Annotated in this window: 22 protein-coding genes; 12 read left to right on the top strand and 10 right to left on the bottom strand. The window is 67.8% G+C overall.

What is annotated here, in order from left to right; genetic code table 11:
* Positions 1 to 88: 88 nt before the first annotated feature.
* Positions 89 to 355, top strand: a complete 267-nt coding sequence (locus LL06_RS28385; protein WP_081963648.1) for a DUF1993 family protein — start codon at positions 89 to 91, stop codon at positions 353 to 355.
* A 114-nt stretch (positions 356 to 469) separates the two neighbouring features.
* Here LL06_RS28385 and LL06_RS04310 read toward each other — a convergent pair whose 3' ends face one another.
* The gene (locus tag LL06_RS04310; protein ID WP_280114102.1) at positions 470 to 1,705 is read right to left on the bottom strand and encodes a 6-phosphofructokinase; all 1,236 of its coding nucleotides are present in this window, start codon (positions 1,703 to 1,705) and stop codon (positions 470 to 472) included.
* 157 nt (positions 1,706 to 1,862) lie between these two features.
* Positions 1,863 to 2,549, bottom strand: a complete 687-nt coding sequence (locus LL06_RS04305) for a zinc metallopeptidase (RefSeq protein WP_035522690.1) — start codon at positions 2,547 to 2,549, stop codon at positions 1,863 to 1,865.
* Positions 2,550 to 2,798: 249 nt separating this feature from the next.
* Here LL06_RS04305 and ggt point away from each other — a divergent pair, with 249 nt between their 5' ends.
* Both ggt and LL06_RS04295 read left to right on the top strand, forming a co-directional pair.
* Positions 2,799 to 4,532 carry a gamma-glutamyltransferase gene (gene ggt / locus LL06_RS04300; RefSeq protein WP_035522688.1) on the top strand — a complete coding sequence of 578 codons (1,734 nt, stop codon included), beginning with the start codon at positions 2,799 to 2,801 and terminating at the stop codon, positions 4,530 to 4,532.
* Positions 4,533 to 4,726: 194 nt separating this feature from the next.
* Positions 4,727 to 5,080, top strand: a complete 354-nt coding sequence (locus tag LL06_RS04295) for a DMT family protein (RefSeq protein WP_035522685.1) — start codon at positions 4,727 to 4,729, stop codon at positions 5,078 to 5,080.
* Positions 5,081 to 5,168: 88 nt separating this feature from the next.
* On the opposite strand, the gene LL06_RS04290 is transcribed toward LL06_RS04295, so the two are convergent.
* Both LL06_RS04290 and LL06_RS04285 read right to left on the bottom strand, forming a co-directional pair.
* Positions 5,169 to 7,856 (bottom strand): cation-transporting P-type ATPase, encoded by a 2,688-nt coding sequence (locus tag LL06_RS04290; protein ID WP_035522682.1) that lies wholly within the window; start codon positions 7,854 to 7,856, stop codon positions 5,169 to 5,171.
* A 110-nt stretch (positions 7,857 to 7,966) separates the two neighbouring features.
* Positions 7,967 to 8,467, bottom strand: a complete 501-nt coding sequence (locus tag LL06_RS04285; protein WP_035522680.1) for a CreA family protein — start codon at positions 8,465 to 8,467, stop codon at positions 7,967 to 7,969.
* Positions 8,468 to 8,673: 206 nt separating this feature from the next.
* On the opposite strand from LL06_RS04285, the gene LL06_RS27945 reads away from it, so the two are divergent.
* The 4 genes from LL06_RS27945 to LL06_RS04270 all read left to right on the top strand — a co-directional run bounded on the left by LL06_RS27945 (position 8,674) and on the right by LL06_RS04270 (position 12,494).
* Complete coding sequence (locus LL06_RS27945; protein WP_162835370.1) at positions 8,674 to 8,847, top strand: hypothetical protein; 174 nt, start codon at positions 8,674 to 8,676, stop codon at positions 8,845 to 8,847.
* A 75-nt stretch (positions 8,848 to 8,922) separates the two neighbouring features.
* Complete coding sequence (locus LL06_RS04280; protein ID WP_035522677.1) at positions 8,923 to 9,516, top strand: SCO family protein; 594 nt, start codon at positions 8,923 to 8,925, stop codon at positions 9,514 to 9,516.
* Positions 9,517 to 9,702: 186 nt separating this feature from the next.
* Positions 9,703 to 11,610: a sodium:proton antiporter gene (locus tag LL06_RS04275; protein WP_052161203.1), complete on the top strand. Its 1,908-nt coding sequence runs from the start codon at positions 9,703 to 9,705 to the stop codon at positions 11,608 to 11,610.
* Entirely contained in the window at positions 11,607 to 12,494 is an 888-nt protein-coding gene (locus tag LL06_RS04270) for a 50S ribosomal protein L11 methyltransferase (RefSeq protein WP_035522674.1), read from the top strand. The genes LL06_RS04275 and LL06_RS04270 overlap by 4 nt, the downstream gene beginning before the upstream one ends.
* A gap of 99 nt (positions 12,495 to 12,593) precedes the next feature.
* Here LL06_RS04270 and LL06_RS27940 read toward each other — a convergent pair whose 3' ends face one another.
* Entirely contained in the window at positions 12,594 to 12,767 is a 174-nt protein-coding gene (locus LL06_RS27940; RefSeq protein ID WP_035522671.1) for a hypothetical protein, read from the bottom strand.
* Positions 12,768 to 13,127: 360 nt separating this feature from the next.
* Between LL06_RS27940 and LL06_RS04260 the strand changes: the two genes are divergently transcribed.
* Positions 13,128 to 14,963 (top strand): aminopeptidase P family protein, encoded by a 1,836-nt coding sequence (locus tag LL06_RS04260; protein ID WP_035522668.1) that lies wholly within the window; start codon positions 13,128 to 13,130, stop codon positions 14,961 to 14,963.
* Between the two features lie 98 nt (positions 14,964 to 15,061).
* On the opposite strand, the gene LL06_RS04255 is transcribed toward LL06_RS04260, so the two are convergent.
* The gene (locus LL06_RS04255; RefSeq protein WP_152599492.1) at positions 15,062 to 15,358 is read right to left on the bottom strand and encodes an AzlD family protein; all 297 of its coding nucleotides are present in this window, start codon (positions 15,356 to 15,358) and stop codon (positions 15,062 to 15,064) included.
* A gap of 17 nt (positions 15,359 to 15,375) precedes the next feature.
* Positions 15,376 to 16,092: an AzlC family ABC transporter permease gene (locus tag LL06_RS04250; RefSeq protein WP_035522661.1), complete on the bottom strand. Its 717-nt coding sequence runs from the start codon at positions 16,090 to 16,092 to the stop codon at positions 15,376 to 15,378.
* 196 nt (positions 16,093 to 16,288) lie between these two features.
* On the opposite strand from LL06_RS04250, the gene LL06_RS04245 reads away from it, so the two are divergent.
* A complete protein-coding gene (locus LL06_RS04245) occupies positions 16,289 to 16,639 on the top strand; it encodes a hypothetical protein (RefSeq protein ID WP_035522658.1) in 351 nt (116 codons plus the stop codon).
* Complete coding sequence (locus tag LL06_RS04240) at positions 16,636 to 18,534, top strand: PQQ-binding-like beta-propeller repeat protein (RefSeq protein ID WP_035522655.1); 1,899 nt, start codon at positions 16,636 to 16,638, stop codon at positions 18,532 to 18,534. The genes LL06_RS04245 and LL06_RS04240 overlap by 4 nt, the downstream gene beginning before the upstream one ends.
* 3 nt (positions 18,535 to 18,537) lie before the next feature.
* Here LL06_RS04240 and LL06_RS04235 read toward each other — a convergent pair whose 3' ends face one another.
* On the bottom strand, positions 18,538 to 19,263 hold the full coding sequence (locus LL06_RS04235; protein ID WP_035522652.1) for a spermidine synthase: 726 nt from the start codon (positions 19,261 to 19,263) through the stop codon (positions 18,538 to 18,540).
* Positions 19,264 to 19,566: 303 nt separating this feature from the next.
* On the opposite strand from LL06_RS04235, the gene LL06_RS04230 reads away from it, so the two are divergent.
* Both LL06_RS04230 and LL06_RS27620 read left to right on the top strand, forming a co-directional pair.
* Positions 19,567 to 21,063, top strand: a complete 1,497-nt coding sequence (locus tag LL06_RS04230; RefSeq protein WP_035522649.1) for an inorganic phosphate transporter — start codon at positions 19,567 to 19,569, stop codon at positions 21,061 to 21,063.
* 153 nt (positions 21,064 to 21,216) lie between these two features.
* The gene (locus LL06_RS27620) at positions 21,217 to 21,354 is read left to right on the top strand and encodes a hypothetical protein (protein ID WP_161784931.1); all 138 of its coding nucleotides are present in this window, start codon (positions 21,217 to 21,219) and stop codon (positions 21,352 to 21,354) included.
* A gap of 101 nt (positions 21,355 to 21,455) precedes the next feature.
* Here LL06_RS27620 and LL06_RS04225 read toward each other — a convergent pair whose 3' ends face one another.
* Positions 21,456 to 23,927, bottom strand: coding sequence for an EAL domain-containing protein (locus LL06_RS04225; protein WP_052161202.1), 2,472 nt, complete (start codon positions 23,925 to 23,927; stop codon positions 21,456 to 21,458).
* 129 nt (positions 23,928 to 24,056) lie between these two features.
* Complete coding sequence (ligA, locus tag LL06_RS04220; protein WP_035522646.1) at positions 24,057 to 26,162, bottom strand: NAD-dependent DNA ligase LigA; 2,106 nt, start codon at positions 26,160 to 26,162, stop codon at positions 24,057 to 24,059.
* Positions 26,163 to 26,227 lie beyond the last annotated feature (65 nt).

Genomic DNA, 26,227 nt, shown 5'->3' with positions numbered 1-26,227 from the left:
GACAATTACTCGGTCTGGGGACTGGACGCGCTGAAGCGGGGCCGCCTTCAACCCGCCGGACCTTGTCGGAGCGGTCCCCTTCAGCGCCTTGCGGAAACGGATCTCCGATACCGAGGCAGCCCTGGCGGACTTCACGCCAGACGAGGTCAACGCCTGGTCGGGCAAGAAACTCGACATCCGGATCCATGTCGATCCGCAGACGACGTCATTTACCGCGGAGACGTATCTCCTGTCGTTTCTCATGCCGAATTTCTACTTCCACGCCGTCACCGCCTACGACATCCTTCGTACGCAAGGCGTGCCGGTCGGAAAAAAGGATTTCGAGGGCCAACTCCGCGCCCTCTCGCCGTTGTAGGCGCTCATCCCTTCGGTATCGCAGGCAGTCTGCCCCCGGGCGCGGAGAGCCGCGGGCGCCGGTTGAACGTGCCCGTGCCCGGACGCCGCTCGCCAGCTCACGGGCTTGGTCTTGTCAGCGGGCCGCCAGGATCTTCGGCACCTTGTTCAGCCGGAGGCGATGGGCGTCCGGCATGCCCTTGCCCAGCAGCGGGCGGAGATAGAGCCGGAAGTCGTCGGTCACGTCGTGCCCGGAGGCCGAGATGAAATTGTCGGGCATGGTCCGGGTCTTGCCGGCGACCAGTTCCAGCGGGACCAGTTCGTAGTCGACCGAATAATGCCCGGTGCGCTTGATCGTCACCGATCCGTCGCGGTCGCCGAACATACCATACTGGACCGCCTTCTCGCCCACCTCGCGGGCTTCGTTCTGGTCCACATCCGACACGCATCCGACGAAGCTGCGCTGGATATAGCCGAGCGTGTCGCCCCGGACCCGCGTGATCTGCAGGTCCTCCCTGACCCTCTGCGTCAGGAGATCGGCCAGGGCGCCGCTGCCCGACAGTTGCAGATTGCCATGGGCGTCCCGTTCGACCTCTTTCGCCAGACTGGCGATGATCGGCTGGCCCGAGCCGTCATGGATGCCCTCGCTGACGGCAACGACGCAGCGGCCGAGCCGGTCATAGACCTGCTTGACGTCGCTGAGGAACCGGCCGACCTCGAAGGTCCGCTCGGGCATGTAGATGAGATGGGGCCCATCATCGGAGAATTTCTTGCCCAGCGCCGAGGCGGCGGTGAGAAAGCCCGCATGCCGCCCCATGACGACGCCGATATAGACGCCGGGAAGCGCCGCATTGTCGAGATTGATACCCATGAAGGCCTGCGCCACATAGCGCGCGGCCGAGGGGAAGCCCGGCGTATGGTCGTTCTCGACCAGGTCGTTGTCGATGGTCTTGGGAATGTGGATGCAGCGCAGGTCGTAGTCCGCCCTGCGCGCCTCGTCGTTGACGATGCGGACGGTGTCCGAGGAATCATTGCCGCCGATGTAGAAGAAATAGCCGATCTCGTGCGCGCGCAGGACCTTGAATATCTCCTGGCAGTATTTCAGGTCCGGCTTGTCGCGCGTCGAGCCGAGCGCCGAGGACGGGGTATTGGCGACCATCTCCAGATTGTGGGTGGTCTCCTGGGTGAGATCGTAGAAATCCTCGTCGAGGATTCCGCGCACGCCGTGGACCGCGCCGTAGATCAGCTCGACCTTGCGGAACTTGCGCGATTCCAGGACCGCCCCCACCATGGACTGGTTGATGACCGCCGTCGGACCACCTCCCTGGGCGACCAGTACCTTGCCGTGAAACACGAAGATGCCCTCCTGCACTTGGATCTCTAGACTGGCACCAATGGTGGTCCCCGAACAAGCGCTTAATTGGGCGCTCGGGGGGATTGGAGCGGACTCGCCCGGCAGATCGCAACAATCCGCTGGCCGTGATCTCGCCGTCCGCCGCCCCCCTGGCGCCAGGCGCCCAGGTCTGCCGTCACCGCATGAACCGGAACCAGCGCGCGAGGTTGAGGAGGCTCATGAGCGCGGCGGCGACATAGGTGAGTGCTGCGGCGCGGAGCACGCTGCTGGCGCCCTTGAGATCGTCGTCACTGAGATAGTTGCCCTCGCGCAGGATCGGCAGCGCCTTGTTGAAGCTCGCGTCATATTCGACCGGCAGCGTCACCAGATGCACGAGCACCCGCACGCTCAAAAGCCCGATGCCGATCGCCGCCAGGGCGAGCATGGCCGCGGGCGCGCGCAGCGCGATGGCGAGGATCGGCGCGGCGATGAAGAAGATCGAGGCGATGCGGTCGGTGGCGATGGCGAAGGAGGCCAGCTTCTGCCTGAGCGCCAGCCCCCGCTCGCCGCGCTGGTGCTGCAGCGCGTGGCCGACCTCGTGGGCGGCGACCGCCACGGCGGTGAGGCTCGCCCCGTCATGATTGGCCCGGGACAGCCGCACCGTGCGGCTTTCGGGGTCGTAGTGGTCGCCCGCCTCGGTCACCTCGACGCCGACGCCCTCGAGCGCCAGCCGCTCGACCAGGTGCCGCGCCATCTCGCCGCCGGTGCCGGGAAAATCCGGCCGCTCGGCGCTGTGCTTGCGCAGGGTGTGGCCGACCCAGAACTGCGGCCCGTAGACCAGCGCCAGCGCAGCGAGCAGCGCGATGATGCCGAGGAAGGCCATGTCAGGACGAGAGTGTGCGGGATACGGTCATGGCTGATAGATAGGGTGCGGCGCGGGCGCGGCAAAGGGCATGACCCGCGGAATCGGGCCGCAGCGGCGTCCCTGCGGCGCAAGTCGCGGCCGGACAAAGCGCCGTTCCGGGTTGACGAGGCCGCCAATGTGGCATTCGATGGCCCGATGCTCCGGAACCGCGCCGCGCCGGTCCGCCCCATGGGCCGACCGCCTGGCAGTCTTAAAAGGACCACGCCGATGTCCCGCCTGCTCCCTGCCCTCGCCTCCGCCGCGCTGATCGCGCTCTCGCCCCTGCCCACCTTCGCCCAGGAAGCGGCGATCTATTCGTCGATGGATGCGGTGCATCCGGTCTGGGCGAAAGAGGCGATGGTCTCGGTCCAGGAGAAGGTGGCGGCGGAGGTCGGGCTCCAGGTGCTGAAGGACGGCGGCAACGCGGTCGATGCCGGCGTCGCCGTGGCGCTGGCGCTGGCCGTCACCCTGCCCCGCGCCGGAAACCTCGGCGGCGGCGGCTTCATGCTGGTGCATGACGCCAAGAGCGGCGAGACCAAGGCGATCGACTACCGCGAGATGGCGCCCGCGAGCGCCACCCGCGACATGTATCTCGACGCCGAGGGCAATGCCGACAGCACGCTGTCGCGCTATCACGGCCTCGCCGTCGGCGTGCCCGGCACCGTGGCCGGGATGCAGATGGCGCTCGAGACCTATGGCACGATGACGCTGGCCCAGGCCGCGGCACCCGCGATCCGGCTCGCCGAGGAGGGCATCACCGTGACGGCCGACCTCGCCGACAGCCTGAAGGCGCTCGAAAAGCGGCTCAAGGCCTGGCCGGCCTCTGCCGAGATCTTCTACAAGCCCGACGGCGGCTTCTACGAGCCCGGCGACGTGCTCAGGCAGCCCGATCTCGCCGCGACGCTGAAGAAGATCGCCGAACTGGGTCCGGACGGCTTCTACAAGGGCGCCGTCGCCGAGGCCATCGTCGCCTCGGTCAAGGACGCCGGCGGATCGATAAGCCTCGAGGACCTGGCGGGCTACAAGGCGGTGATCCGCGAGCCGGTGCGCGGCAGCTACCGCGGCTACGACATCGTCTCGATGCCGCCGCCGAGCTCGGGCGGCGTCCACATCATCGAGATCCTCAACGTGCTGGAGGACTATCCGATCGGCTTCCTCGGGCACAATTCCTCGGAAACCATCCACCTGATGGCGGAAGCGATGAAGCGGGCCTATGCCGACCGCTCGGAATATCTGGGCGACCCGGATTTCAACGACGTGCCGGTCGCAGCACTCACCTCGAAGGCCTATGCGGCGAAGATCCGCGAGGGCATCAGCTTGAACCGCGCCACGCCCTCGGCCTCGATCAAGCCGGGGGATCTGGCGCCCTACGAGAGCGACCAGACCACCCATTTCTCCATCGTCGACAAGGACGGCAACGCGGTCTCCAACACCTACACGCTGAATTTCTCCTATGGCTCGGGGATCACCGCCAAGGGCGCGGGCGTGCTGCTCAACAACGAGATGGACGATTTCTCCGCCAAGCCGGGCGTTCCCAACGCCTACGGCCTGATTGGCGGCGAGGCGAACGCGGTTGCGCCGGCCAAGCGGCCGCTGTCCTCAATGAGCCCGACGATCGTGCTCAAGGACGGCAAGCCCTATCTCGTCACCGGCAGCCCCGGCGGCTCGCGCATCATCACCACCACGCTGCAGATGATCTCCAACATGATCGACCACAAGATGAACGTGGCCGAGGCGACGCATGCATCGCGCATCCACCACCAGTGGCTGCCCGACGAGATCCGCGTCGAGGACGGCGGGCTGAGCCGCGACACGGTGGCCGCGCTCGAGGCCAAGGGCCACACGATCGCGGTCGGCAGCGTCATGGGCTCGACCCAGTCGATCCATGTCGACGCCGACAACGGCCTGCTGCTCGGCGCCTCGGACCCGCGCCAGACCGGCTCGGCGACGGTGGGGTACTAAAGGTCGGGCAATTCGGGGACAGTTTACTTTATGCGCGAAGTTCGGGGACAGTTTACTTTTTCGCGTACAGGTTGAATGTTCTCCAACAGCTTGTCATGCGCGAAAAAGTAAACTGTCCCCGGCCCTCCCTTGACGCCGGCCCCGAAATATCCGCAGGGATTTCCGTTGCATCCCGCTCCCGGAATCCCGCGCCCATGACACTCTCGCCCTTCGCCATCAAATGGCTGCCGGTCCTGCTGCTGGCGGCCTCGAACATCTTCATGACCTTCGCCTGGTACGGCCATCTCAAGTTCAAGTCGACGCCGCTCCTGATCGTGATCGGCGTCTCCTGGGGCATCGCCTTCTTCGAGTACTGCCTGGCCGTGCCCGCCAACCGCATCGGCCACGCGGTCTGGTCGGCGGCCGAGCTCAAGACCATGCAGGAAGTGATCACGCTGATCGTCTTCGCCGGCTTCTCGGTCATCGTGCTCAAGGAGCCGCTCGGCTGGAACCATCTGGGCGGCTTCGCGCTGATCGCCGCCGGCGCCGCGTTGATCTTCAGGGGATAGGCATATCGGGGACAGTTTACTTTTCCCGCGAAAGCGAGGTGCTCCACAGCATCCGGTGAAAAGTAAACTGTCCCCGACCTCAGCCGACCTAGCTCCTGCCGGGCCGCGCCACGGCCAGCCAGGCCTGGCCCAGCACCAGCGGCGCAAGGCTCGCCGCGAAGGCCAGCGCCAGGCCCTGCGGGCCGGGGCTCGGCAATCCCAAGAGGTCCGCCAGCGCCGGCAGCCACAGCGCCAGGCCGACAAGCCCGAGGCAGAGCACGAGCGCGCCCCAGACATAGAGGTTGCGGGTGACCTCGTTGTTGAACAGGCCCGACCCGGGGTCGCGCATGGTGAACACGTTCCACAACTGCGCCAGCGCCAGCGTCACGAAGGCCACGGTGACGGCGGCGCCGGGCTCGAGCCCGAGCCAGGACAGCGCCAGCAGGAAGGCGCCGAGCGTGGCGAGCGTGATCAGGCCCCCGAGCACGCCGATCAGCATCCAGCGCGCCCCGTCCAGGATCGAATCCTGGGGGTCGCGCGGCGGCTTGCGCATGACGCTGTCGTCGCCGCGGCCGAGCCCCAGTGCGAAGGCCGGAAACACGTCGGTGATCAGGTTGAGGAACAGGATCTGCAGCGGCAGCAGCGGCATCGGCAGGCCGACGCCGACGGCGAGGCCGACCACCAGCACCTCGCTGACATTGCAGCTCATCAGATAGACCACGAACTTGCGGATATTGTCGAAGATCACCCGGCCCTGACGCATGGCCGAGAGGATGGTGGCGAACTTGTCGTCGCGCAGCACCATGTGCGCGGCTTCCTGGGCCACCTGGGTGCCGCGCTTGCCCATGGCGATGCCGATGTCGGCCTTCTTCAGCGCCGGCGCGTCGTTGACGCCGTCGCCGGTCATTGCCACCACATGGCCGGCCTTCTGGAAGATCGAGACAAGCACGAGCTTGGTTTCCGGCGCGACCCGGGCGAACACGTCGGCCGACAGCACCCGCTCGCGCAGCTCTGCGCTCACCGTGTCCGGATCAACGCCGATGAGCTCGCTGCCCTCGATCACCGTCAATACGCCGTCGCCGAGCCCCGCCTGCCTTGCGATGGCGGCCGCCGTGTCGGCATGGTCGCCGGTCAGCATGATGACCCGGACCCCGGCCGCCCGGCTCGCAGCGATCGCCGGACGGACATCCTCGCGCACCGGATCGGCCAGGCAGACCAGCCCGACCAGCGTCAGGCCCGCATAGGGAGCGTCGTCCGCCCGCCCGCTGTGCTTCATGGCCAGGCCGAGCAGCCTGAGCCCCTCCGCCGCGGCCTTCGAGCTGCGCGCCTTCCATTGCCGGCGCCCCGCCGCGCCGAGCGGGCGCGGGCCGCCCGGCCCGAGCACAAGGTCGGCGCTGTCGATGACCGATTCCGGCGCGCCCTTGACCGCGACCAGATAGCCGTCGCCCTCGGCATGCACCGTGGCCATCATCTTGGCGAGCGGATCGAAGGCGTGTTCGCAGAGTTCCGGATAGGTCGCGAGCAGGCCCGCATGGGTGAGCCCGGCGGTGGCGGCCGCCTGCAGCAGCGCCAGCTCCATCGGATCTCCCGCCCGGCCATCCTTGCTGCCGTCGCCCAGTTCGGCATTGGTGCACAGCGCCCCGACCCGCACCGCCCAGGCAAGGCCCTCGTCGCGCGCGGGATCGACCGGGCCGCCCTCGCCCGCAAAATGCCGGCCGTCGCCGTCGCCGGAGACCGTGATGTCGCGGCCGTCGAGCAGGTAGCCGACCGCCGTCATTTTGTTTTCGGTCAGCGTCCCGGTCTTGTCGGTGAGGATCACCGTGGTGGCGCCCAGCGTCTCCACCGAAGACAGCCGCGTGATCACCGCGTTGCGCTGGCTCATCCGCCACATGCCGCGCGCCAGCGACAGCGTGGCCACCACCGGCAGCCCTTCGGGCACGGCGGCCACGGCCAGCGCCACGCCGGTCTGGATCATCGCGACCAGGTCATGGCCGCGCAGGATGCCCGCGCCGATGGTCAGCGCGGCGAGCCCGAAGGTGAGCCACACCAGCCGGCGCCCGAGCCGGTCGAGCCGCTTCTCGAGCGGCGCCGCCTCGCTTGCGGCGCTCTGCACCAGGGCGCTGATCCGGCCGATCTCGGTGTTCATGCCGGTGGCGACCACCAGCCCCTCGCCGCTGCCCTGGGTGATCGCGGTTGCCTTGAACGCCATCGAGGTGCGGTCGCCGAGCACGGAATCGCGGCCGGCCGCGCCCGACGACTTGACCACGGGGACGGATTCGCCGGTCAGCACCGATTCGTCGGCCTGCAGGTTGGAGGCCTGGCTGATCCTGAGATCGGCGGTGACCACGTCGCCCGCCTCCAGGATGACGACATCGCCCGGCACCAGCCCGTGCGCGTCGATCATCCGCTCCTGCCCGTCCCGGCGCACCCGCGTGCGGACCTGGGCGATGCGCATCAGCGCTTCCATCGACCGCGCCGCCCGGAGCTCGGTGAAGAAGCCGATCGCCCCGTTCAGCGCCAGCACGACCAGGATGGCGCCCGCCTCGGCGAAGTCGCCGAGCAGGAACGACATCGCCGCCGCCGCCGCCAGCAGCCAGACGATGATGCTGCTGAATTGATGCACAAGGATCGTGAGCGCGCTCTTGGCCTTCTGGCGGCGCAACTGGTTGGGGCCGTGCGTCTCCAGCCGCTCCTGGACCCGGGACGGGCTCAGCCCGGTGGCGGGGTCGGTTCCGAGCCCGGCGGCGACATCGCCGACCGTCTGCGCATGCGCGTCTGTGAAACTCTGGTCTGCCACGGCAACTCCTGGACCTTAGGGACCCGCAAGCACGGCCGGCTGGAGCCCCGGACCCGGCCCGCCGTCAGGCCGGCGGGGCCGTTCCCAGGGCCGCGACGGCCGGCCGGGGGTTACGGCCGGCCCTTCTCCCAGGTGACGTCCTGGCCGAACAGCGGCACGGTGGAGATCGCCATCTTGGCCGAGCCGTCCTGCACCTGCTGGGAATTGACCAGATAGATCAGCGTGTCGTTGGCCTTGTCGTAGATCCGGTGCACCACCAGCGATTTCCAGATCAGCGAGCGCGATTCCTTGAACACCACGTCGCCGTCCTCGTCGAGATCGATGTCGCCGATGCTGATCGGACCGGTCTGCCGGCAGGCGATGGAGGCGTTGGAGGGATCCTCGAACCAGTTGCCCTTCTGCAGCCGGTCGATGACGCCGCGGTCGAAATAGGCGACATGGCAGGTCACGCCCTTGACCTTGGGGTCGCTGACCGCGTCGATCAGGATGTCGTTGCCGAGCCAGTCGACGCCGACCTCGCCGACCTGCTGGGCCATCGCCGGCGCGGCGAGGCTGGAAAGGGCCACGAGGGCGGCCGAGGCCGCGGTGAGGATGCGGGTGCTGATGGACATGGACGGTCTCCTTGCGAGGATCGGCGCGACGCGGAAAGGGAGGATCCGGCGCGCGTGGAAGCTGATGACAAGGATATGGACCCTGACGGTGACAATTGAAAGATTGGATCGCTGCCCGTGCGCCGGATTTGTGCAGCGCGGCAACCGCCCGGCGCAGCCGACGCTTGCCGCTTGGCATCCCGCGCGGCGCGCGCTAGATAGGGATCATGACCCGTGCACACGCGCCCGACCGCCAGCCAGCCCTGCTCAGACATGCCCCCCTCGCCGTGGGCCTGATCGCCGCGGCGATGCTGACGGGGCTCGCCTTCGCGGCCTGGCAGGCGAACGGGCCGGCGCTGCTCTACGGTCTCGCCGCCAATGGCCTGGCCTGGTGCCTCTGATCCCTTAACCCCCTTGCCCGGCCCGATCTTGCGTTGCCGGAACCGGCCGCGCCCGCGGCCAAGCTGGAGACTGACATGAAAATCTTCCGCACCGTCCTGTGGGCCCTGATCGCGGTCATGGCCCTGATGCTGGGCTGGTTCACCTATGAATGGCAGATGAGCGACAGCCAGATGGCGGAGAAGCCCTACGGGGTGCCGTTCGAGCTGGTCGACCAGACGGGCGCCCCGATCACCGAGGCCGCCTTCCGCGGCCGGCCGACGGCGCTGTTCTTCGGCTTCACCCATTGCCCGGAGATCTGCCCGACGACGCTCTATGAGCTCGACGGCTGGCTCAAGCAGGCCGATCCCGAGGGCGGCAAGATCGGCGCCTATTTCATCACCGTCGATCCCGAGCGCGATTCGCCGGAGCTGCTGGGCTCCTATGTCTCGGGCGTCAGCGACCGGATCGTCGGCATCTCCGGCGAACCGGCCAAGATCGCCGAGGTGATCAAGGGCTTCAACATCTACGCCCGCAAGGTGCCGTCCGATACGGTCGATGGCGAGTACAGCATGGACCACACCGCCTCGGTGTTCCTGCTCGACGAGCAGGGCCGCTTCAAGGGCACCATCGCCTGGGGCGAGAACCCCGAGACCGCGGTGACCAAGCTCAAGAACCTGCTCAAGGGCTGACCCGCCCCGGGAACCATCCCGCCGGGCGGGTGTTGAGGCGCGGCAACTTCCGCCCGACTGCATGAGCGCTGCCGCCGGACCCGGTCCGAGGCAGCAGTCATGCAGGTGTTTTAAGAAGGCTCCGGCGATCTTCGTGCGCTTGCTCAGGCGCGCGGCACTCGAGGGCGCGCGCGACAGGGGACTGGCATGGACGACATCGTTCTCAAGCTTGCCGTGATCGGCGCCGCGGGCATCGGCGCGCAGTGGCTGGCGTGGAAACTGCAGTTGCCGGCGATCGTGCTGCTGCTGGCGGCGGGATTCGTGGCAGGCCCGGCGACCGGCTTTCTCGATCCGGCCGCCGATTTCGGCACGGCCTACCGGCCGATGGTGTCGATCGCCGTGGCGATCATCCTGTTCGAGGGCGGCTTGACGCTCAATCTGCGGGAAATCCGCGAGACCTCCACCGCGGTCCGCCGCATCATCATGTATGCCGGTCCCCTCACCTGGGCGATGGCGGCGCTCGCCGCCCATCACATCGGCGGGCTGAGCTGGCCCACCGCGATCGTGCTGGGCGCGATCCTGGTGGTGACCGGGCCGACGGTGATCATCCCGCTGCTGCGCCAGGCCCAGCTCGACGCCCGCCCCGCCTCGCTGCTGCGCTGGGAAGCCATCGTCAACGACCCGATCGGCGCCCTGTTCGCCGTCCTCGCCTTCGAGGTCATCATGGTCCAGGCCGGGCTGCACCAGGCCGACAATCTCGCGGTGCTGATCGTCTTCGGATTCGCGCTCGCCGTCGGCGGCGGCTGGGCCGCGGCACGGCTGATCGTCTGGTCCTTCGTCAACGGCCACGTGCCCGAATATCTCAAGGCGCCGGTGCTGCTCGCCACCGTGGTGGCGGTCTATGCGGCGACCAACATGGTGCTCGAGGAAGCGGGCTTGCTGACCGTGACCGTGATGGGGCTGGTGCTCGCCAACAGCCGCATCGCCTCGCTCACCGACATGCGCCGTTTCAAGGAGACCATCACCACGCTCTTGGTCTCGGGCGTCTTCATCATCCTGACCGCGTCGCTGAGCCTTGATGACATCCGCTCGCTCGACCTCAGCGCCGCGCTGTTCGTCGCGGGCCTCCTCCTCGTCATCCGCCCCGTGGCGGTGATGCTGGCGACGGTCCGCTCGGGCCTCACCATCCAGGAGCGGATCCTGACCTCGTGGATCGCGCCGCGCGGCGTCGTCGCCGTCGCCGTCTCCGGCCTGTTCGGAACGCTGCTCGCCGATGTCGGGGTGGCGGATGCCGGGCGGATGGTGGCCTTCACCTTCGCGGTCGTGGTCACCACGATCGTGCTGCACGGCTTCACGCTGGCGCCGCTGGCGAAGTTCCTCAAGCTCAGGAAGGCGGCCAAGCCCGGCATCCTCATCGTCGGCGGATCGCGCTGGTCGACCGCGCTCGCCCGCAAGCTCAAGGAGGCGGAGGTTCCGGTGATGCTGGCGGACCAGAACTGGAACCACCTGACCGAGGCGCGGCTCGCCAGCATTCCGGTCTATTTCGGCGAGGTCCTGTCGGAATCGGCCCACCACGCCATCGATCCCAAGAGCTTCTCCTCGCTCATCGCCGCCGGCGACAACGACGCCTACAACGCGCTGGTCTGCACCGATTTCGGCCCGGAACTGGGCCGCAGCCATGTCTTCCAGATCGGTCGCATCGACGAGAAGGCGCGGCAGGCCCTGAACTTCACGCTGGGCGGGCGGTCGCTGACCAAGGAGCCGGTGAGCTTTCACGACCTGCGCGAAAAGCTGCTCGACGGCTGGACCTTCCAGCTCACAAGGCTCACCGACGAATATGGCTGGGCGGCCTACGAGGCGTCGCGGCCGGAGGGCGCGCTGATCCTGTTGTGGATCAAGCCCTCGGGCGCTATCGTGTTCGCCGCGACCACCTCGAACACGCCCGGGGCCAATGACCGGATCCTGAGTTTCGCCATCCCCAAGGACGAGGCGCGCGCAGAGGCCGCCAGCAAGACCGCCCGCAAGGCCGAATCCACCCCCGCCGCGAAGACCGCGCCGGACCAGAAGCCGCTGGCCGCCGCAGGCGGCACGGACCAGGGAAAGACACCACAGTGAGCGACCACCGCTATTACATCGTCACCGATGAAGCCGGCGCAGGCCGGGCCCTCGATCTGCTTTCGGCCGTGTTCGAGGAGGACGGCGTCCCGATTGCCACCATGGAGACCGACGAGGCGGCAGGCATCTGGGAGGCCTCGGTCTATGCCACCGGCGAGCCGGACCCGGCGCTTCAAGAGCGCATCGCGCGCTGCCTCAAGCAGGAGTTCCCGGACGCCGCGATCGAGATCGAGGTCTTCGGCGACACCGACTGGATCGCCAGGTCGCTCGAGGGGCTCAAGCCCGTCCGCGCCGGACGCTTCCTGGTCCACGGCGCCCATGACCGCGACGCGGTGCGCGCCCATGACCTGTCGATCGAGCTCGAGGCCGGCCAGGCCTTCGGCACCGGCCATCACGGCACCACGGCCGGGTGTCTGGAAATGATCGACAAGGTGATGCGCGCCGCCCCCGGGGGGCCGCGGGGCGTGAACCCGGTGCTCGATCTCGGCACCGGCTCCGGCGTGCTCGCCATCGCCGCGGCGAAACTCGGCCCGGTCAAGGTGCTCGCCACCGACATCGACCCGGTCGCCATCCGCGTCGCCCGGGACAATGTGCGCAGCAACCACGCCGCGTCGCGGATCACCTGCGTCACCGCCACGGGCTTCCATTCGACCGCATTTTCGCGCGAGGGACCCTTCCGGCTGATCATCGCCAACATCCTGGCCCGTCCGCTGATGCGCATGGCGCCCGACATCAGGCGCAATCTCGCGCCCGGCGGCTCGGTGATCCTGTCGGGGATCCTCGCCAGCCAGCGCCGCCAGGTGCTCGCCGCCTACAACGGCCAGCGCATGCGCCACGTCGAGACGCTGTGGCGCAACGGCTGGGTGACGATCCATCTGAAATGAGGGGGCAAAGTCGCCGCCCGCAACGCAAAACGGCCCCCGCGAGGGAGCCGTTCGGAATTGGGTCGCGGGCCGGGGGCGGCCCTGCCGAGGTGGCGAGGCCTAGAAGAAGTAGGCCTGGGCGCCTTCGCGCTGCAGTTCTTCGCGGGTGCGGCCGAGCGCCTTGAGCTGGGCGTCGTCCATGCCGAGAAGCGCGCCGTTCACATAGCGGCGAACCTGGCGTTCGCGGGCGCTGACGAGACGGTCGAAGGCGGTCTGAAAGATGTTACCGGACATGTGATAATCCCCTTTGGGTCAGTGATTGCTCTGTCCTCCTGCATACCCAACATAGGGATTTCGCCGCCGATGTGGAGAGCTTATGTTGCAGTGCAGCTATGCACGAAATGCATGCACTCTGACGGCATGATGCGTTTTTGTGCATAGGCATTGCCACCCACGCGCCTCATCGGTGGATAATTGGGCAACGGGCCGAAAATGGCGGCCGTGCGGCAGAAGCATGGGGCCCTGATGGGAACCCGGATCCCGTGGCGAAAAACCTCGCCGCGGCCGCGCCGTGGCGATTCCCCTTTGCGGCGCGAGCCTGTAAGGTCCGGCGCATCGTCCCCTCGCAGCCGCATCCGCCAGGAAGATCCGTCCATGTTCCAGAATTTCGAAGTGCTCTCCTCTCCCGACCAGGCGGCCGGCCGGCTCAAGCGGCTGCGCGCGGGCTTCGCCGCCCAAGGCGTCGACGCCGTCGCGGTGCCGCGCTCGGACGAGTATCTGGGCGAATATGTGCCCGCCTGCGCCGAACGGCTGGCCTGGCTCACCGGCTTCACCGGCTCGGCGGGGCTGGTGCTGGTGCTGGACAAGGCCGCGCACATCTTCGTCGACGGGCGCTATGCGGCACAGGTGCGGGCGCAGACAGATCCGGCCGTCTTTGCCTATCAGGATCTCATCTCCACGCCGCTTTCGGCCTTTCTCGAGGCCTCCGAGCTCACCGGGCTCCGGCTCGGCATCGATCCCTGGACCTGGCCCGGAGCCGAGGTTCGGCGGCTGGAGGCGGCGCTCAAGTCGCTCGGCGGCGAGATCGTGTTTCTGGACGCCAACCCGGTCGACGCCATCTGGGACGACCGGCCGGAACCGCCGCTCGGCGCGGTCAGCATCCAGCCTATCGACTATGCCGGGGTGCTCGCCCGCGACAAGCTGGCTTCGATCGCCCGCACGGCGGCCGACGCCGGCGCCGACGCGGTGGTCCTCGCCGATCCCTCCTCGGTCGCCTGGAGCTTCAACATCCGCGGCCAGGATCTGCCCTCGACGCCGCATCCGCTGGCGCGCGCCATCGTTCCGGCCGAAGGCCTGCCGCGGCTGTTCATCGACAAGCGCAAGACCGGCATGGAGGCCGAGGCCTATCTCACGCAATTGGCCGATCTCGCCCCGCCCTCGGCATTCGACGCGGCGCTCACGGCCCTGGGCCGGAGCGGCGCCACGGTGATGGCCGACCCGGCGGTGGCCTCGCACGCGATCCCGATGCTGATCGAGGGCGCCGGCGGCACCGTGCTCGAGGCCCCCGACCCCGCCCGCCTGCCCCGCGCCTGCAAGAACCCGGCCGAGATCGCCGCCAGCGCCAGGGTGCACGTCCAGGACGGTGCGGCGATGGTGCGGTTCCTCGCCTGGCTCGACGGCCAGGCGCCGGGCACGGTCGACGAGATCGGCGCCGCCACGCGGCTCGAGCAGCTCCGCGCCGAGACCGGCGAGAGCCTGCAGATGCCCTTGAAGGCCTTGTCCTTCGACACGATTTCGGGCGCCGGCCCCAATGCGGCGATCATGCATTACCGGGTCAACACCTTGACCAACCGCAAGGTTGCGCCCGGCGAGATGCTGCTCATCGATTCGGGCGGGCAATATGTGGCGGGCACCACCGACATCACCCGCACGGTGGCCGTGGGCGATGTTCCGCACGAGCAGAAGCGCTTCTTCACCCTGGTCCTCAAGGGCATGATCGCCATCAGTTGCTTGCGCTTCCCGCAGGGCACGCGCGGCGTCGACATCGACGCCTTCGCCCGCATCGCGCTGTGGCGGGCGGGCGCCGATTTCGCCCACGGCACAGGCCATGGCGTGGGCAGCTATCTCTCCGTCCACGAGGGCCCGCAATCGATCTCGCGGCGCGGCATGCAGGCGCTGCTGCCGGGCATGATCCTCTCCAACGAGCCGGGCTACTACCGCGACGGCGCCTTCGGCATCCGCATCGAGAACCTGGTCACGGTCCACGCGCCGCGCGCCATCGAGGGCGGCGACGCGGCCATGCTCGGCTTCGAGACGCTGACGCTCTGCCCGATCGACACCCGGCTGATCCTGCCGGAACTGCTCGACGCCACCGAGATCGCCTGGCTCGACGCCTACCACGCCCGCGTCCGCGCCGAGCTCTCGCCGCTGCTCGCGGGCGATCCGGCGCTTGACTGGCTCACGGCGGCGACGGCGGAGATCGGGGTTTAAAAGTTCGGGGAGGTCGGGGACAGTTTACTTTCGGCTGTCACGCCCGACGGGATATTCAGTGTCCAAAGTAAACTGTCCCCGACATTCCATACCCGCCATCACAGCCCCAGCGCCCTCAGCGCCACGATCAGCGCCCAGCCGATGGCGAACATGGCCATCATCGGCAGCCGGAGGCCGAGGATCAGGCAGGCGGCAAGCGTCAGCGCCTCGGCAGAGCCGTTGGTGACGGCGGCCGGCGCCACCAGCGTGGTCAGCACCGCGGCCGGCACGGCGTTGAGCGCGGCGTCGACCCGCGGCGGGATGGTTTTGAACCGCGACAGCACCAGATGGCCGCCGATGCGGGTGGCATAGGTCACCACCGCCGCGGCGAGGATGGTCCAGACATTGACCGGCACGCCCCAGAACACGCCGTTCATGGCCGGACCTCCGCCGCGTCGACCCCGCCCGGCTGCGGCGGCAGGATCATCGCCACGAGGACGCCAGCGGCAGCACCCAGGCTCACATGCCAGGGCGAGCCCACGGCGTAGAACGCCGCGATCGAGGCAAGCCCGGAGACGATCACCACCGGCAGCCAGCCGGGGCGCGACTGGAATCCCAGGACCAGGCCGAGGAAATAGATGGGCAGCAGGAAATCGATGCCGAGGGCGGCGGGATCCGCAAGCAGCCGGCCGAACAGCGCGCCGGCCCAGGCCTCGCCGACCCACATCACATAGATCGGCAGCGCCATGCCCATGTACCAGGCGAAGGTCACCGGCACCCTGCCTTCGCCCCGCGCTTCGGTGGCGGCATATTGCGGATCGGTGAGGAAGAAGAAGGCCGCGGCCTTGCGCCATCCGCGCATCAGCCCCATGCGACGGCCGAGCGCCGCCGAATAGAGCACGTGGCGGAAATTGACCGCGAACACCGACAGCACGATGATCCAGGGGGCGACATGGTCGCTGAACAGGTTGAGCCCGACCATCTGGCTGGCGCCGGCGAACACCAGCGCGCTCATCAGCACCGCCTCGCCGGTGCTGAGCCCGTTGTCGACGGCGAGCGCGCCGAACAGGAGCCCGAACGGCGCCGCGGACACGACAATCGGCAGACTGGCGCGGACGCCCTGGAAAAATTCCGACCTGGATGGGGACATGGAACACACTCCTGTGCCCCGACGAATAGGTCAGCATCCCTGACCAGTCAATTCAATAGGATTGATGGCAGGATGAAGCGGAAACAAGCCTGGGGCCGCGCCCGGTCCAGGCACCCGTGCCGGGCTCATGGCCCGGGCGGGCGGGTCCCGAACACTGAAATTGGAACCATTCGCCTCCCCAAACGTAACATAGGTTATGCAACACCGATTCCTGACTTCCCTTCTCCTGGCCGTGATCGGCCTCGTCCTCGCCCTCATTGCCTATGCCGCGCCGTTCGGAAACACCGGCGTGGACGGGTCGCTCGGCGCCCTGCTGGCGCTGGTCGGCGCCGCCGTAACCACCGCGGGCGCAGCATTGCTAATGTTCGGGTCGGCCTCCTCGCACCGCTTCGGGTCTCTCCTGATCGGCCTCCTGGTTCTCGCCGCCACGCTGACGGCGATCGCCAGCTTCTTCCTGATGCAGACGGGACTCGCCGTCGTCATGGCGCTCGCGGCGCTTGCTCTCCTCCTCGCCCCCTTCCTCCAGTCCCGCCGGAGCGCCGCATGATCCGCCCCACATCCCTCGCCGCCCTGGTCGTCACCTCCGTGCTCGGCGCATCCGGCGCCGCCCAGGCGCAGCAGCCGCAATGGAGCGCCTTTCACGGCGATGTCCGCTCGACCAAATTCTCCAACGTCCAGACGCTCACGCCCGAGACCGTGGGAGATCTCGAGCGCGCCTGGGAATTCCACACCGGCGACGTGGCCGACGGCTCCGGCGACCTGCCGCAGACCGTGTGGTCGGCCACGCCGATCTACGCCAATGAGACGCTCTATCTAGGCACGCCGTTCTACCGCATCATCGCGCTCGATCCCGCCACCGGCGAGGAGCGCTGGAACTATGACAGCGGCTCCGAACTCAAGGCGCTGACCCAGCCCGCGCTCAAGAACCGCGGCGTCTCCTACTGGGAAAGCGGCCGGACCGGCCTCTGCGAAAAGCGGGTCTATCTCGGCACCATGGACGCCGAGCTGCACGCCGTCGACGCCGACACCGGCGAGCGCTGCGCGGATTTCGCCGACGGCGGCGTCCTCAACGTCAACCAGTGGAACACCGTCAACGACGTCTTCCCGTTCTCGCTGCTGCAGCCGCCGCTGGTGGTGGGCGACACGCTGCTGCTCGGCTGGGCCGGCAAGGACTGGGCCTACAGCGTCGCCCCTCCCGGCAATCTGCTGGCGATCGACGCGCGCACGGGCGAGCTGAAGTGGGAAGCGAGTTTCATTCCCGAGGACATGATCCCGCGCACCGGCACGGCCAATATCTGGACGGCGATGACCGCCGATCCGGAACTGGGCCTGGTCTATGCCCCGGTCTCCTCGCCGAGCCCCAATTACTGGGGCGGCGACCGCACCGATCCGATCCCGATGGCGACGTCGGTGACCGCGCTTGACCTCGAGACCGGCGAAGTCGCCTGGAGCTTCCAGCACGTCAACCACGACATCTGGGACTATGACACGCCGTCCGCGCCGTCGCTCGTCGACATCAAGCGCAATGGCGAGACGATTCCCGCATTGGTGCAGGCCACCAAGCAGGGCTTCCTGTTCGTGCTCGACCGCCGCACCGGCGAGCCTGTGTTCGACATCGAGCAGCGCGCCACGCCGCAAAGCACCGCGCAAGGCGAGGTCTCGGCCCCCACCCAACCCTTCGCCATGACGCCGGAGCCGCTCGGCAACGCGCTGGATCTGCCCGACGTCTGGTGGCTCGCCGACCTGGTGAGCTTCGGCCAGTGCTCGCGCGACCGCGAGAACTACCTCTACGAGGGCATGTACACGCCGCCCTCCGAGCAGGGCACGCTGTTCTTCCCGGGCACCGCGGGCGCCACCAACTGGGGCGGCGTCGCCGTCGACCCGCGCAACGCCCGGCTCTATGTCAACGCCTCGCGCATCGTCCAGATGATCCGCCTGATCCCGCGCGCCGAATACGACCGGATCCAGGGTCCGGAAGGCGGCAACGAGCAGGGCTATTCGCCGCAGGAAGACTCGCCCTACGGCATCTACCTGACCGACTGGAGCAACTGGGCCGGCATGCCCTGCTGGGCGCCGCCCTTCGGCACCTTCTCGGCCTATGATCTCAACACCGGCGAAAAGCTCTACGAGACGCCGTTCGGGCGCGCCCAGCTCGACGGCTTCTACGGGCTGGAATCCTGGGGCTCGCCGACGCTCGGCGGTCCGGTGGTGACGGCCGGCGGCGTGGTCTTTCTGGGCGCGTCGGTCGATTCCCGGGTCCGCGCGCTCGATGCGGCGACCGGCAAAGAGCTGTGGTCGGACCTCGTCGAGGCGCCGGCCGTGTCGATCCCGGCGGTCTTCACCCATGAGGGCGCCGACTACGTGGTCTTCGCCGTCGGCGGCAACTCGATCCTGAAGCCCGAAGTCTCCGACCAGGTGGTGGCCTACCGGCTCAGGCAGTAGTGGCTACAGATCCCGCCGCTTCCGCGCCACATAGACCGTCTGCGTGAACGGCCGGTCGGTGAGCGGATTGGGGAAGGTCACCGGTTCGGCCCGGACTTCCGTGAACAACTCGGCCAGTCGCGCGGTGAAGGCGTCGTCGGCGCGCGCATCCGACCACAGCGCGAAGACGCCGCCGGGCTTGAGATGGGCCGAAAGCTGCGCCAGACCCTCGGGCTGGTAGAAGCTCTCGCTGCGCGGATCGAGAAGCGCATCCGGCGAATGGTCGATGTCGAGCAGGATCGCGTCGAAGCGGCGGCCCGGCTGGTCCGGGTCGAACCCCTCCCCGCTTCGAGCCATGGCGAAGAAATCGCCCTCCACCAGCCGGCAGCGCGGGTCGCCGGTGAGCTCCGGCCCGAGCGGCAGCAGGCCGGTCACGTGCCAGTCGATGACGGCTTCGAGATATTCCACCACGATGAGCGAGCCGGTGCGCGCATTGTCGAGCGCGGCCTTGGCCGTGTAGCCCAGCCCCAGGCCGCCGACCACCACGTCGAGCCCCTCGCCGTCACACGCCGCCAGACCCAGTTCGGCCAGCGCAATCTCGGAGGCGGTGAACAGGTCCGACATCAGGTGCTCCTCGCCGAGCTTGATCTCGAGGATGTCGACGCCGAGCCGCGCCTCGCGGCGGCGGCGCAGCACCAGCGCGCCGATCGGCGTGGGGCGGTAGTCGAGTTCTTCGAACAGTTTGCTCATGGGGTCTCCGGAGCGCGGGGGGGGGGGGCGGGCGACGACCGTCCCGGCAGGAACGGGCGGCGGTGCGGGGTGGAGGCGACAATGCCCGACCTGTCGCCGCTTGAACACAAAATAACCCAGAAAACCTGCGAGAACCGCCCGATCGGCGCCAATCGGGCGCCAGAGGCCGAAAAGCCGTTGAAACAGGCCGCTCCCGGCTTGACGCCACCGCTTCGGACGTCCATCGACGGGACTCACCAGTCACAAGACTGTCACAACCGATCCCTGCCGCATCACGCCGGATTACGGAAACGCTTCCCAGACATGGCCGATACCTACCGCAAAGACACGCTCGACAAGGATCTCGACAAGATCGCCACGATGGAGGAGGCCACGGGCCTCATCAATCGCGGCTTCGTCACGCCCGGCCTGGCGCTGATCTTCATCGTCCTGTGCGCGGTCATCGCCGGCGTCTTCGTCACCGGCCAGCCGGGCGCGGTGACCATCATCGCCGCCTCGGCGATCGGCGCCTACATGGCGCTCAACATCGGTGCCAATGACGTGGCCAACAACATGGGGCCGGCGGTGGGCTCGCAGGCGATGACCATGGGCGTGGCGCTGGCGATCGCCGCGGTCTTCGAGAGCGCCGGCGCGCTGATTGCCGGCGGCGACGTCGTCGCCACCATCTCCAAGGGCATCATCGACCCGGTCGCGGTGTCCGATCCCGGCACCTTCATCGCCGCGATGATGGCGGCCCTGATGGCGGCAGCCATGTGGCTCCACCTCGCCACCTTTGTCGGCGCGCCGGTCTCGACCACGCATGCGATCGTCGGCGGCGTCATGGGCGCGGGCATCGCCGCCGCCGGCGTCGACGCCGTCAACTGGTCGACCATGAGCGGCATCGCCGCGAGCTGGGTCATCTCGCCGATCATGGGCGGGGTGATCGCCGCCGGCTGCCTCGCCTTCATCAAGACCGCCATCATCTACAAGGACGACAAGATCGCCGCCGCCCGCCGCTGGGTGCCGGTGCTGATCGCCGTCATGGCGGGCGCCTTCGCGACCTACCTGTCGCTCAAGGGGTTGCGCGCGCTGATCGACCTCTCGCTGGGCAATGCGCTGGCGGTGGGGGTGGTGACCGCGGTGGTGAGCTGGCTCGTCGCCCGCCCGCTGGTCGCCCGGCAGTCGCGCGGACTCGAGAACCGCAACCAGTCGCTGAGAAAGCTGTTCGGCATGCCGCTGATCTGCTCGGCGGCGCTGTTGTCCTTCGCGCACGGCGCCAACGACGTGGCCAATGCCGTGGGTCCGCTGGCGGCCATTGTCCACACCGCCGAATATGGCGACGTCGAGGCCCTGGTGGCGATCCCGCTGTGGGTGATGGCGGTGGGCGCCGCGGGCATCTCGCTCGGCCTCATCCTGTTCGGCCCGAAGCTCATCCGCATGGTCGGCAACCAGATCACCAAGCTCAACCCGATGCGGGCCTATTGCGTGGCGCTGTCGGCGGCCATCACCGTGATCGTCGCCTCCTGGCTCGGCCTGCCGGTGAGCTCCACCCATATCGCCGTGGGCGCGGTGTTCGGCGTCGGCTTCTTCCGCGAATGGTACACCGAAAGGTCAAGCCGCCGCGCCGACTACGTGGCGCGCCACCAGATCAACCCGGGCAACGGCAAATCCGGCAATGGCAGGATCGCCGAACAGCGCCGCCGCAAGCTGGTGCGCCGGGCGCATTTCCTGCAGATCGTCGCCGCCTGGGTGGTCACCGTGCCCGCCGCCGCGGTGCTGTCGGGCGTGCTGTTCGTCATCCTGCGCGCCGCGCTGAACTGATCGCGAGCAGACCCGCGGAAGACCCGCGCGGATCCCCTGTCACGCCGGAAAATGCAGGCTCCGCCGGCGTTTGACCCCCCGCGTGCGTCCGGCGCGGAACCACCATAGGTCCCGAACGTTGACACCCTGACACGTCAATTGAAAGGATCAACTATGCCCGTCGAAGAAACCACCAATGAAGCCCGCCAGGGCACGACCACGCATGGCACCGGACGCCGCGTGCTGTTCATCTCGCTCGGCCTCTGCCTCGTCATCCTCGCCGGCATTGTTTTCTTCTACATGGGCGGCTAGCGCGCGCCTCGGCCGGGCTGGCCCTGCGGGCGCATGCCCGCGGCGCCGGCGTCGGCAGCGGAATTCCGCAGCGACGGCACCTACGCCGCTGATCCAGGCATTCAGGCGATCCTGACCCTGCCACGGCGGCCGGAGAGCGACCCCAGCCGGCGCTGCATCAGCGCGTCCAGCGGTTCGGGGCGGTGCAGATGGTAGCCCTGGCCGTGGGTGACGCCCAGCGCCCGCAGCTCGGCCAGGATGGCCTCGTTCTCGATCTTCTCCGCGACCACGTCGAAACCGAGTTTCCGCGTCAGTTCGACGACGGCGGCGACGATGGCCCTGTCGACGTCGCTCTCGACGATCTTTTCGACGAAGGCGCCATCGATCTTGATGCAGTTGATGGGAAACCGCCGGAGATAACCGAACGAGCTCAGGCCCGAGCCGAAATCATCGAGCGACACCATGCAGCCATGGTTGCGCGCCCGGCTGACAAAGCTGTTGGCGGTGTCGAAACAGGTGACCGCGGCCGTCTCGGTGATTTCGAAGGCGATCTGCGACAGCGGCGTGCCGTGATCCCGGGCCGTATCGTGAATGAATGACCACAGGCCGGGGTCGCACAGCGTCTGCGCCGACAGGTTGAAGCCCAGTTTCAGCTCCATGCTCTCGAGCAGGTGGCCGTATTCGGCGAATGCCGTCCGGATGATCCAGCGGTCCAGCACCGTGGCCATGCCGAAGCGCTCGGCGGCGGGAATGAAGGCGTCGGGGCCGATGATGCGGCCGTCCCGCGCCTTCATCCTGGCCAGGATTTCCACGCGTCCGCACTGCTCGCGCGACCGTCCGATCGCATGGATCTCCTGGGCGAACAGGATCACCCTGCTCTCCTCGAGCGCGGCGGTGAGGTCGGCGACCTCGCGTGCGGCGGAGAGGCCCGAGGTCACGGTGGAGCTGTGCTTGGTGAAGAAGGCGAAGCGGTTCCGCCCCGAGGACTTGGCCGCGTAGCAGGCGTCGTCGGCCTGCGCCAGCGCGTCGGAGGCGCTGGTGGACGGATCGTTGACGATGGCGATGCCGATGCTGCATCCGAGCCGCGGACCGCCGGCGCTGCTGTTGATCTCGACCGCCTGCACCGCCGCGATGACGTCGCCGGCGAGCTTCTGGATGGCCTCCACGTCGGGATCGGAGATCAGCATGGCGAACTCGTCGCCGCCCAGCCGCGCGAAGAACGCGTCCTGGGGCAGGAGCGCCGTCACGTTGGCGGCGATCGCCTTGAGCGCATCGTCGCCCGCGGCATGGCCGGCGAAGTCGTTGAGCGCCTTGAAGTGGTCGAGGTCCAGATACAGGATCGCAAACGCGGTGGTTGCCGAGGCGGTGATCGCCTTTTCCAGGGCGCTGTCGAAGGCGATCCTGTTGTACAGGCCCGACAGCGCATCATGGTGCGCCGCGTAGGCCAACTGCTGCTGCCTGCGGGTTTCCTCCGAAATGTTCTGGAAGGTGTAGACATTGCCCCAGCTATCCCCCGTGGGCGACAGGATCGGGCTGCTCTTGCAGCGGTAGAGCTCGGAATGGATTTCCAGGATGACGCCGCGCTGGTAGTTGTCCTGCGTGTCGAGCTGGACGCTGCGGATCATCCGGTTGTTCCGGAACAGCGAAAAGATGTTGCACCCGGTCAGCGCGCCTTGCGCGACCGACAGCATCGCCGCGGCGGAGGGATTGGCGAAATTGATGACGCCGGCGACATCCGTGCTGATGACCGAATCGTTGATCGCCTCGAGCGTGATCTCGTACCGCTCCTTCTCGGCCTGCAGCGCGCGGGCGGCGGCGATTTCATCGGTGACGTCCCGGATGGTGCCGACCAGATATCCCGCCGATCCCTGGCTCATGACCGATTTCGCCAGCGTCACCACGTGGCGGACCTCGCCGTCCTTGCGGATGATCCGGTAGGGAATCTTGATCACCCTGTCCTGGTGGATCGCCTCCAGGTGCTGGCGCTCGGTCTCTAGCCTGTCCTCCGGATGCAGGAACCCGTGCCAGGTCGCGCTTTCGATCTCCGCGTCCTGCGGCTCGATCCCGAAAATGTCGCAGGTCTTGCCATCCCAGAAACTCTGGTTGCGTCCGACATCGAAATGCCAGATGCCGGTCTCGGAGGCGGCCAGCGCGAGCTTGAAGCGCTCGTTCATCAGGCTCGTCTCGCGCTCGGCCTGCTTCTGCTGGGTTATGTCGGTCTGGACCCCCATCGCCCGCAGCGGACGGCCGGTCTCGTCGCGCTCCACCACGGCGCCCCTGTCGAGAACCCAGACCCAGCTTCCGTCCTTGTGGCGAAGCCTGAGCTCGGTCTCGATGCTGTCGCACTCCCCGGCCAGGTGCCGGTCGCCGCTTTCGATCGCCCTGTCGCGATCGTCGGGATGCAGAAGCAGCAGAAAGAGATCGAGGTTTTCGGGAAGTTCGCTGCGTTGGTAGCCAAGCATCCGGCGCCAGGATTCGGAATAGGTCGTGATGTTCGTCCTTAGATTCCAGTCCCAGACGCCCAGGCCCGCAACCTCCAGGGCCTGTTTCCATGTATCGATCTCGTGGACAACCGGATCACTGGTCAGTTTCATTGCATAGATTCCGCTCGGGGCTTTCGGGACTACCGCACCCTGATCCTTGGGCCACGGTAGTTAAGAAACCCGCCAACCGGAGAGGCGAATTGCAATAAAACAATCTTTGGACCCGCTTCGGCGCGCGGCTCAGCCCACCAGCTCGAACCACCCGTCCTCGTCCATGGTCCTGACGCCGAGCTCCTGCGCCTTGGCGAGCTTGGAGCCGGCGCCGGGGCCGGCGACCAGGATGTCGGTCTTCTTCGACACCGAGCCCGCCACCTTGGCGCCGAGCCGCTCGGCCATGGCCTTGGCCTCGTCGCGGGTCATCTTCTCGAGGCTGCCGGTGAAGACCACGGTGAGGCCGGCCACCGGGGAGTCCTGGGCGGGTTTCTCGGCGTCCTGAATGGTGAGTTCGGAGACCAGCCGGTCGACCATGTCGACATTGTGGGTCTCGCCGAAGAAACGGCCGACGGCTTCGACCACCGCGGGTCCGATGTCGTCGAGCGCGTCCATCTCCTCGGCCGCCGCCGTGTCGCCGGCGGCAATCGCAAGGGCTGCCTCGTGCACGGAGGCCCAGTCGCCATAGGCGCGCGCCAGCGTTTTCGCCGTCTGCTCGCCGACATGGCGGATGCCGAGCCCGAAGATCAGTCGGTCGAGCGCGATGGTGCGCCTGACCTCGATGGCGTCGAACAGTTTCTGCGCCGAGGTCTCGCCATAGCCGTCGCGGTTCTTGAGCCGCTGCAGGCCATTGGCGGCGTCGCGCGCGGCAAGCGTGAAGATGTCGGCCGGCTGGCGGATCGGCAGCAGCGTGTCGTCGTAAAAGAACTCGATCTGCTTGTCGCCCAGGCCGTCGATGTCGAAGGCCTTGCGCGAGACGAAATGCTTCAAATGCTCCTTGCGCTGGAACGGGCAGGCGAATTCGCCCGAGCAGCGCCGCACCACGCCCTCCACCCCGCCTGCGGTCTCCTCGCGGATCACCTGCGTCTTCAGCTCGCAGGGGCAGACGGTGGGGAACTCGAATTCGACGGCGTCGTCGGGCGACAGCACCACGCCCAGCACCTGCGGGATGACGTCGCCGGCGCGCTGGATCTGCACCGTGTCGCCGATCTTGACGCCGAGCCGTGCGATCTCCTCGGCATTGTGCAGCGTCGCATTGGTCACCACGACGCCGCCCACGGTGATCGGCTCGAGCCGCGCCACCGGGGTGAGCGCGCCGGTGCGGCCGACCTGGATGTCGATGGCGGTGAGCCGGGTCGCCGCCTTCTCGGCCGGGAACTTGTGGGCGATCGCCCAGCGCGGGCTGCGCGAGCGGAAGCCGAGCCGGCCCTGCAGGTCGAGCCGGTCGACCTTGTAGACCACGCCGTCGATGTCATAGGGCAGATCGGCGCGGGCGAGCCCGATCTCGTTGTAATGGGCGATCAGCTCCTCGATGCTGTCGAGCCGCTTGGTCAGCGCATTGACCGGGAAACCCCAGTCCCTGAACACTTCAATCATGCCGTGCTGGGTGTCGGCCGGCATCTCCGAGATCTCGCCCCAGGAATAGGCGAAGAAGCGGAGCTTGCGGCTCGCCGTCACCGCGGCGTCGAGCTGCCGCAGCGACCCGGCCGCGGTGTTGCGCGGGTTGACATAGGTAGGCTTGCCTTCCGCCGCCATGCGCGCGTTCAAGGCCAGGAAATCCTCCTTGGCCATGTAGACCTCGCCGCGGATCTCCACCACCGACGGCGCGCCGGCGGGCAGCCGATTGGGGATTTCGGAAATGGTCTTCACATTGGCGGTGACGTTCTCGCCGGTGGTGCCGTCGCCGCGGGTAGCGGCGGTGACGAGCTCGCCCTCCTCGTAGCGGATCGACATCGACAGCCCGTCGATCTTGGGCTCGGCGGTGAACGCGATGGAATTGTCCGGCAACTGCCCGAGAAAGCGGTAGACCGAATTCACGAAATCGCGCACGTCGTCGTCGGAAAACGCGTTGTCGAGCGACAGCATCGGCACCCGGTGGACGATCTTGCCAAAGCCCTCGGCCACCGCCGCGCCGACCTTCTCGGAGGGCGAGTCCGCCAGCTTGAGATGCGGAAACCGCTCCTCGATGTCGAGATTGCGGCGCTTGAGCGCGTCATAGTCGGCGTCGGCGATGACCGGCGCGTCCTTCTGGTGATAGGCCTCGTCGTGGCGGGCAATTTCCTGGGCGAGCCGAACCAGCTCGGCTTTGGCCTCGGCTTCGCTCAGGGCGTCAACGGGCTTGGTCTCATGGGTCATGTCTGGGGCTCCGGCAATCTGCCCCGTTTTAGACCGATTCAGCCAAATGAAAAGACAAGTCGAGC

The sequence above is a fragment of the Hoeflea sp. BAL378 genome, from assembly GCF_000759435.1.
GTDB lineage: Bacteria > Pseudomonadota > Alphaproteobacteria > Rhizobiales > Rhizobiaceae > Hoeflea.
Note: the sequence above shows the minus strand (reverse complement) of the source record. Positions and strands in the feature narration are given on the sequence as shown.

Coding starts and splice junctions, on each gene's coding strand:
- LL06_RS04305 (WP_035522690.1), bottom strand. CDS start 2,549: ATGGCCTTCCTCGGCATCATCGCGCTGCTCGCTGCGCTGGCGCTGGTC.
- ggt (WP_035522688.1), top strand. CDS start 2,799: ATGTCCCGCCTGCTCCCTGCCCTCGCCTCCGCCGCGCTGATCGCGCTC.
- LL06_RS04295 (WP_035522685.1), top strand. CDS start 4,727: ATGACACTCTCGCCCTTCGCCATCAAATGGCTGCCGGTCCTGCTGCTG.
- LL06_RS04285 (WP_035522680.1), bottom strand. CDS start 8,467: ATGTCCATCAGCACCCGCATCCTCACCGCGGCCTCGGCCGCCCTCGTG.
- LL06_RS27945 (WP_162835370.1), top strand. CDS start 8,674: ATGACCCGTGCACACGCGCCCGACCGCCAGCCAGCCCTGCTCAGACAT.
- LL06_RS04280 (WP_035522677.1), top strand. CDS start 8,923: ATGAAAATCTTCCGCACCGTCCTGTGGGCCCTGATCGCGGTCATGGCC.
- LL06_RS04275 (WP_052161203.1), top strand. CDS start 9,703: ATGGACGACATCGTTCTCAAGCTTGCCGTGATCGGCGCCGCGGGCATC.
- LL06_RS27940 (WP_035522671.1), bottom strand. CDS start 12,767: ATGTCCGGTAACATCTTTCAGACCGCCTTCGACCGTCTCGTCAGCGCC.
- LL06_RS04260 (WP_035522668.1), top strand. CDS start 13,128: ATGTTCCAGAATTTCGAAGTGCTCTCCTCTCCCGACCAGGCGGCCGGC.
- LL06_RS04250 (WP_035522661.1), bottom strand. CDS start 16,092: ATGTCCCCATCCAGGTCGGAATTTTTCCAGGGCGTCCGCGCCAGTCTG.
- LL06_RS04245 (WP_035522658.1), top strand. CDS start 16,289: ATGCAACACCGATTCCTGACTTCCCTTCTCCTGGCCGTGATCGGCCTC.
- LL06_RS04240 (WP_035522655.1), top strand. CDS start 16,636: ATGATCCGCCCCACATCCCTCGCCGCCCTGGTCGTCACCTCCGTGCTC.
- LL06_RS04235 (WP_035522652.1), bottom strand. CDS start 19,263: ATGAGCAAACTGTTCGAAGAACTCGACTACCGCCCCACGCCGATCGGC.
- LL06_RS04230 (WP_035522649.1), top strand. CDS start 19,567: ATGGCCGATACCTACCGCAAAGACACGCTCGACAAGGATCTCGACAAG.
- LL06_RS27620 (WP_161784931.1), top strand. CDS start 21,217: ATGCCCGTCGAAGAAACCACCAATGAAGCCCGCCAGGGCACGACCACG.
- LL06_RS04225 (WP_052161202.1), bottom strand. CDS start 23,927: ATGAAACTGACCAGTGATCCGGTTGTCCACGAGATCGATACATGGAAA.
- ligA (WP_035522646.1), bottom strand. CDS start 26,162: ATGACCCATGAGACCAAGCCCGTTGACGCCCTGAGCGAAGCCGAGGCC.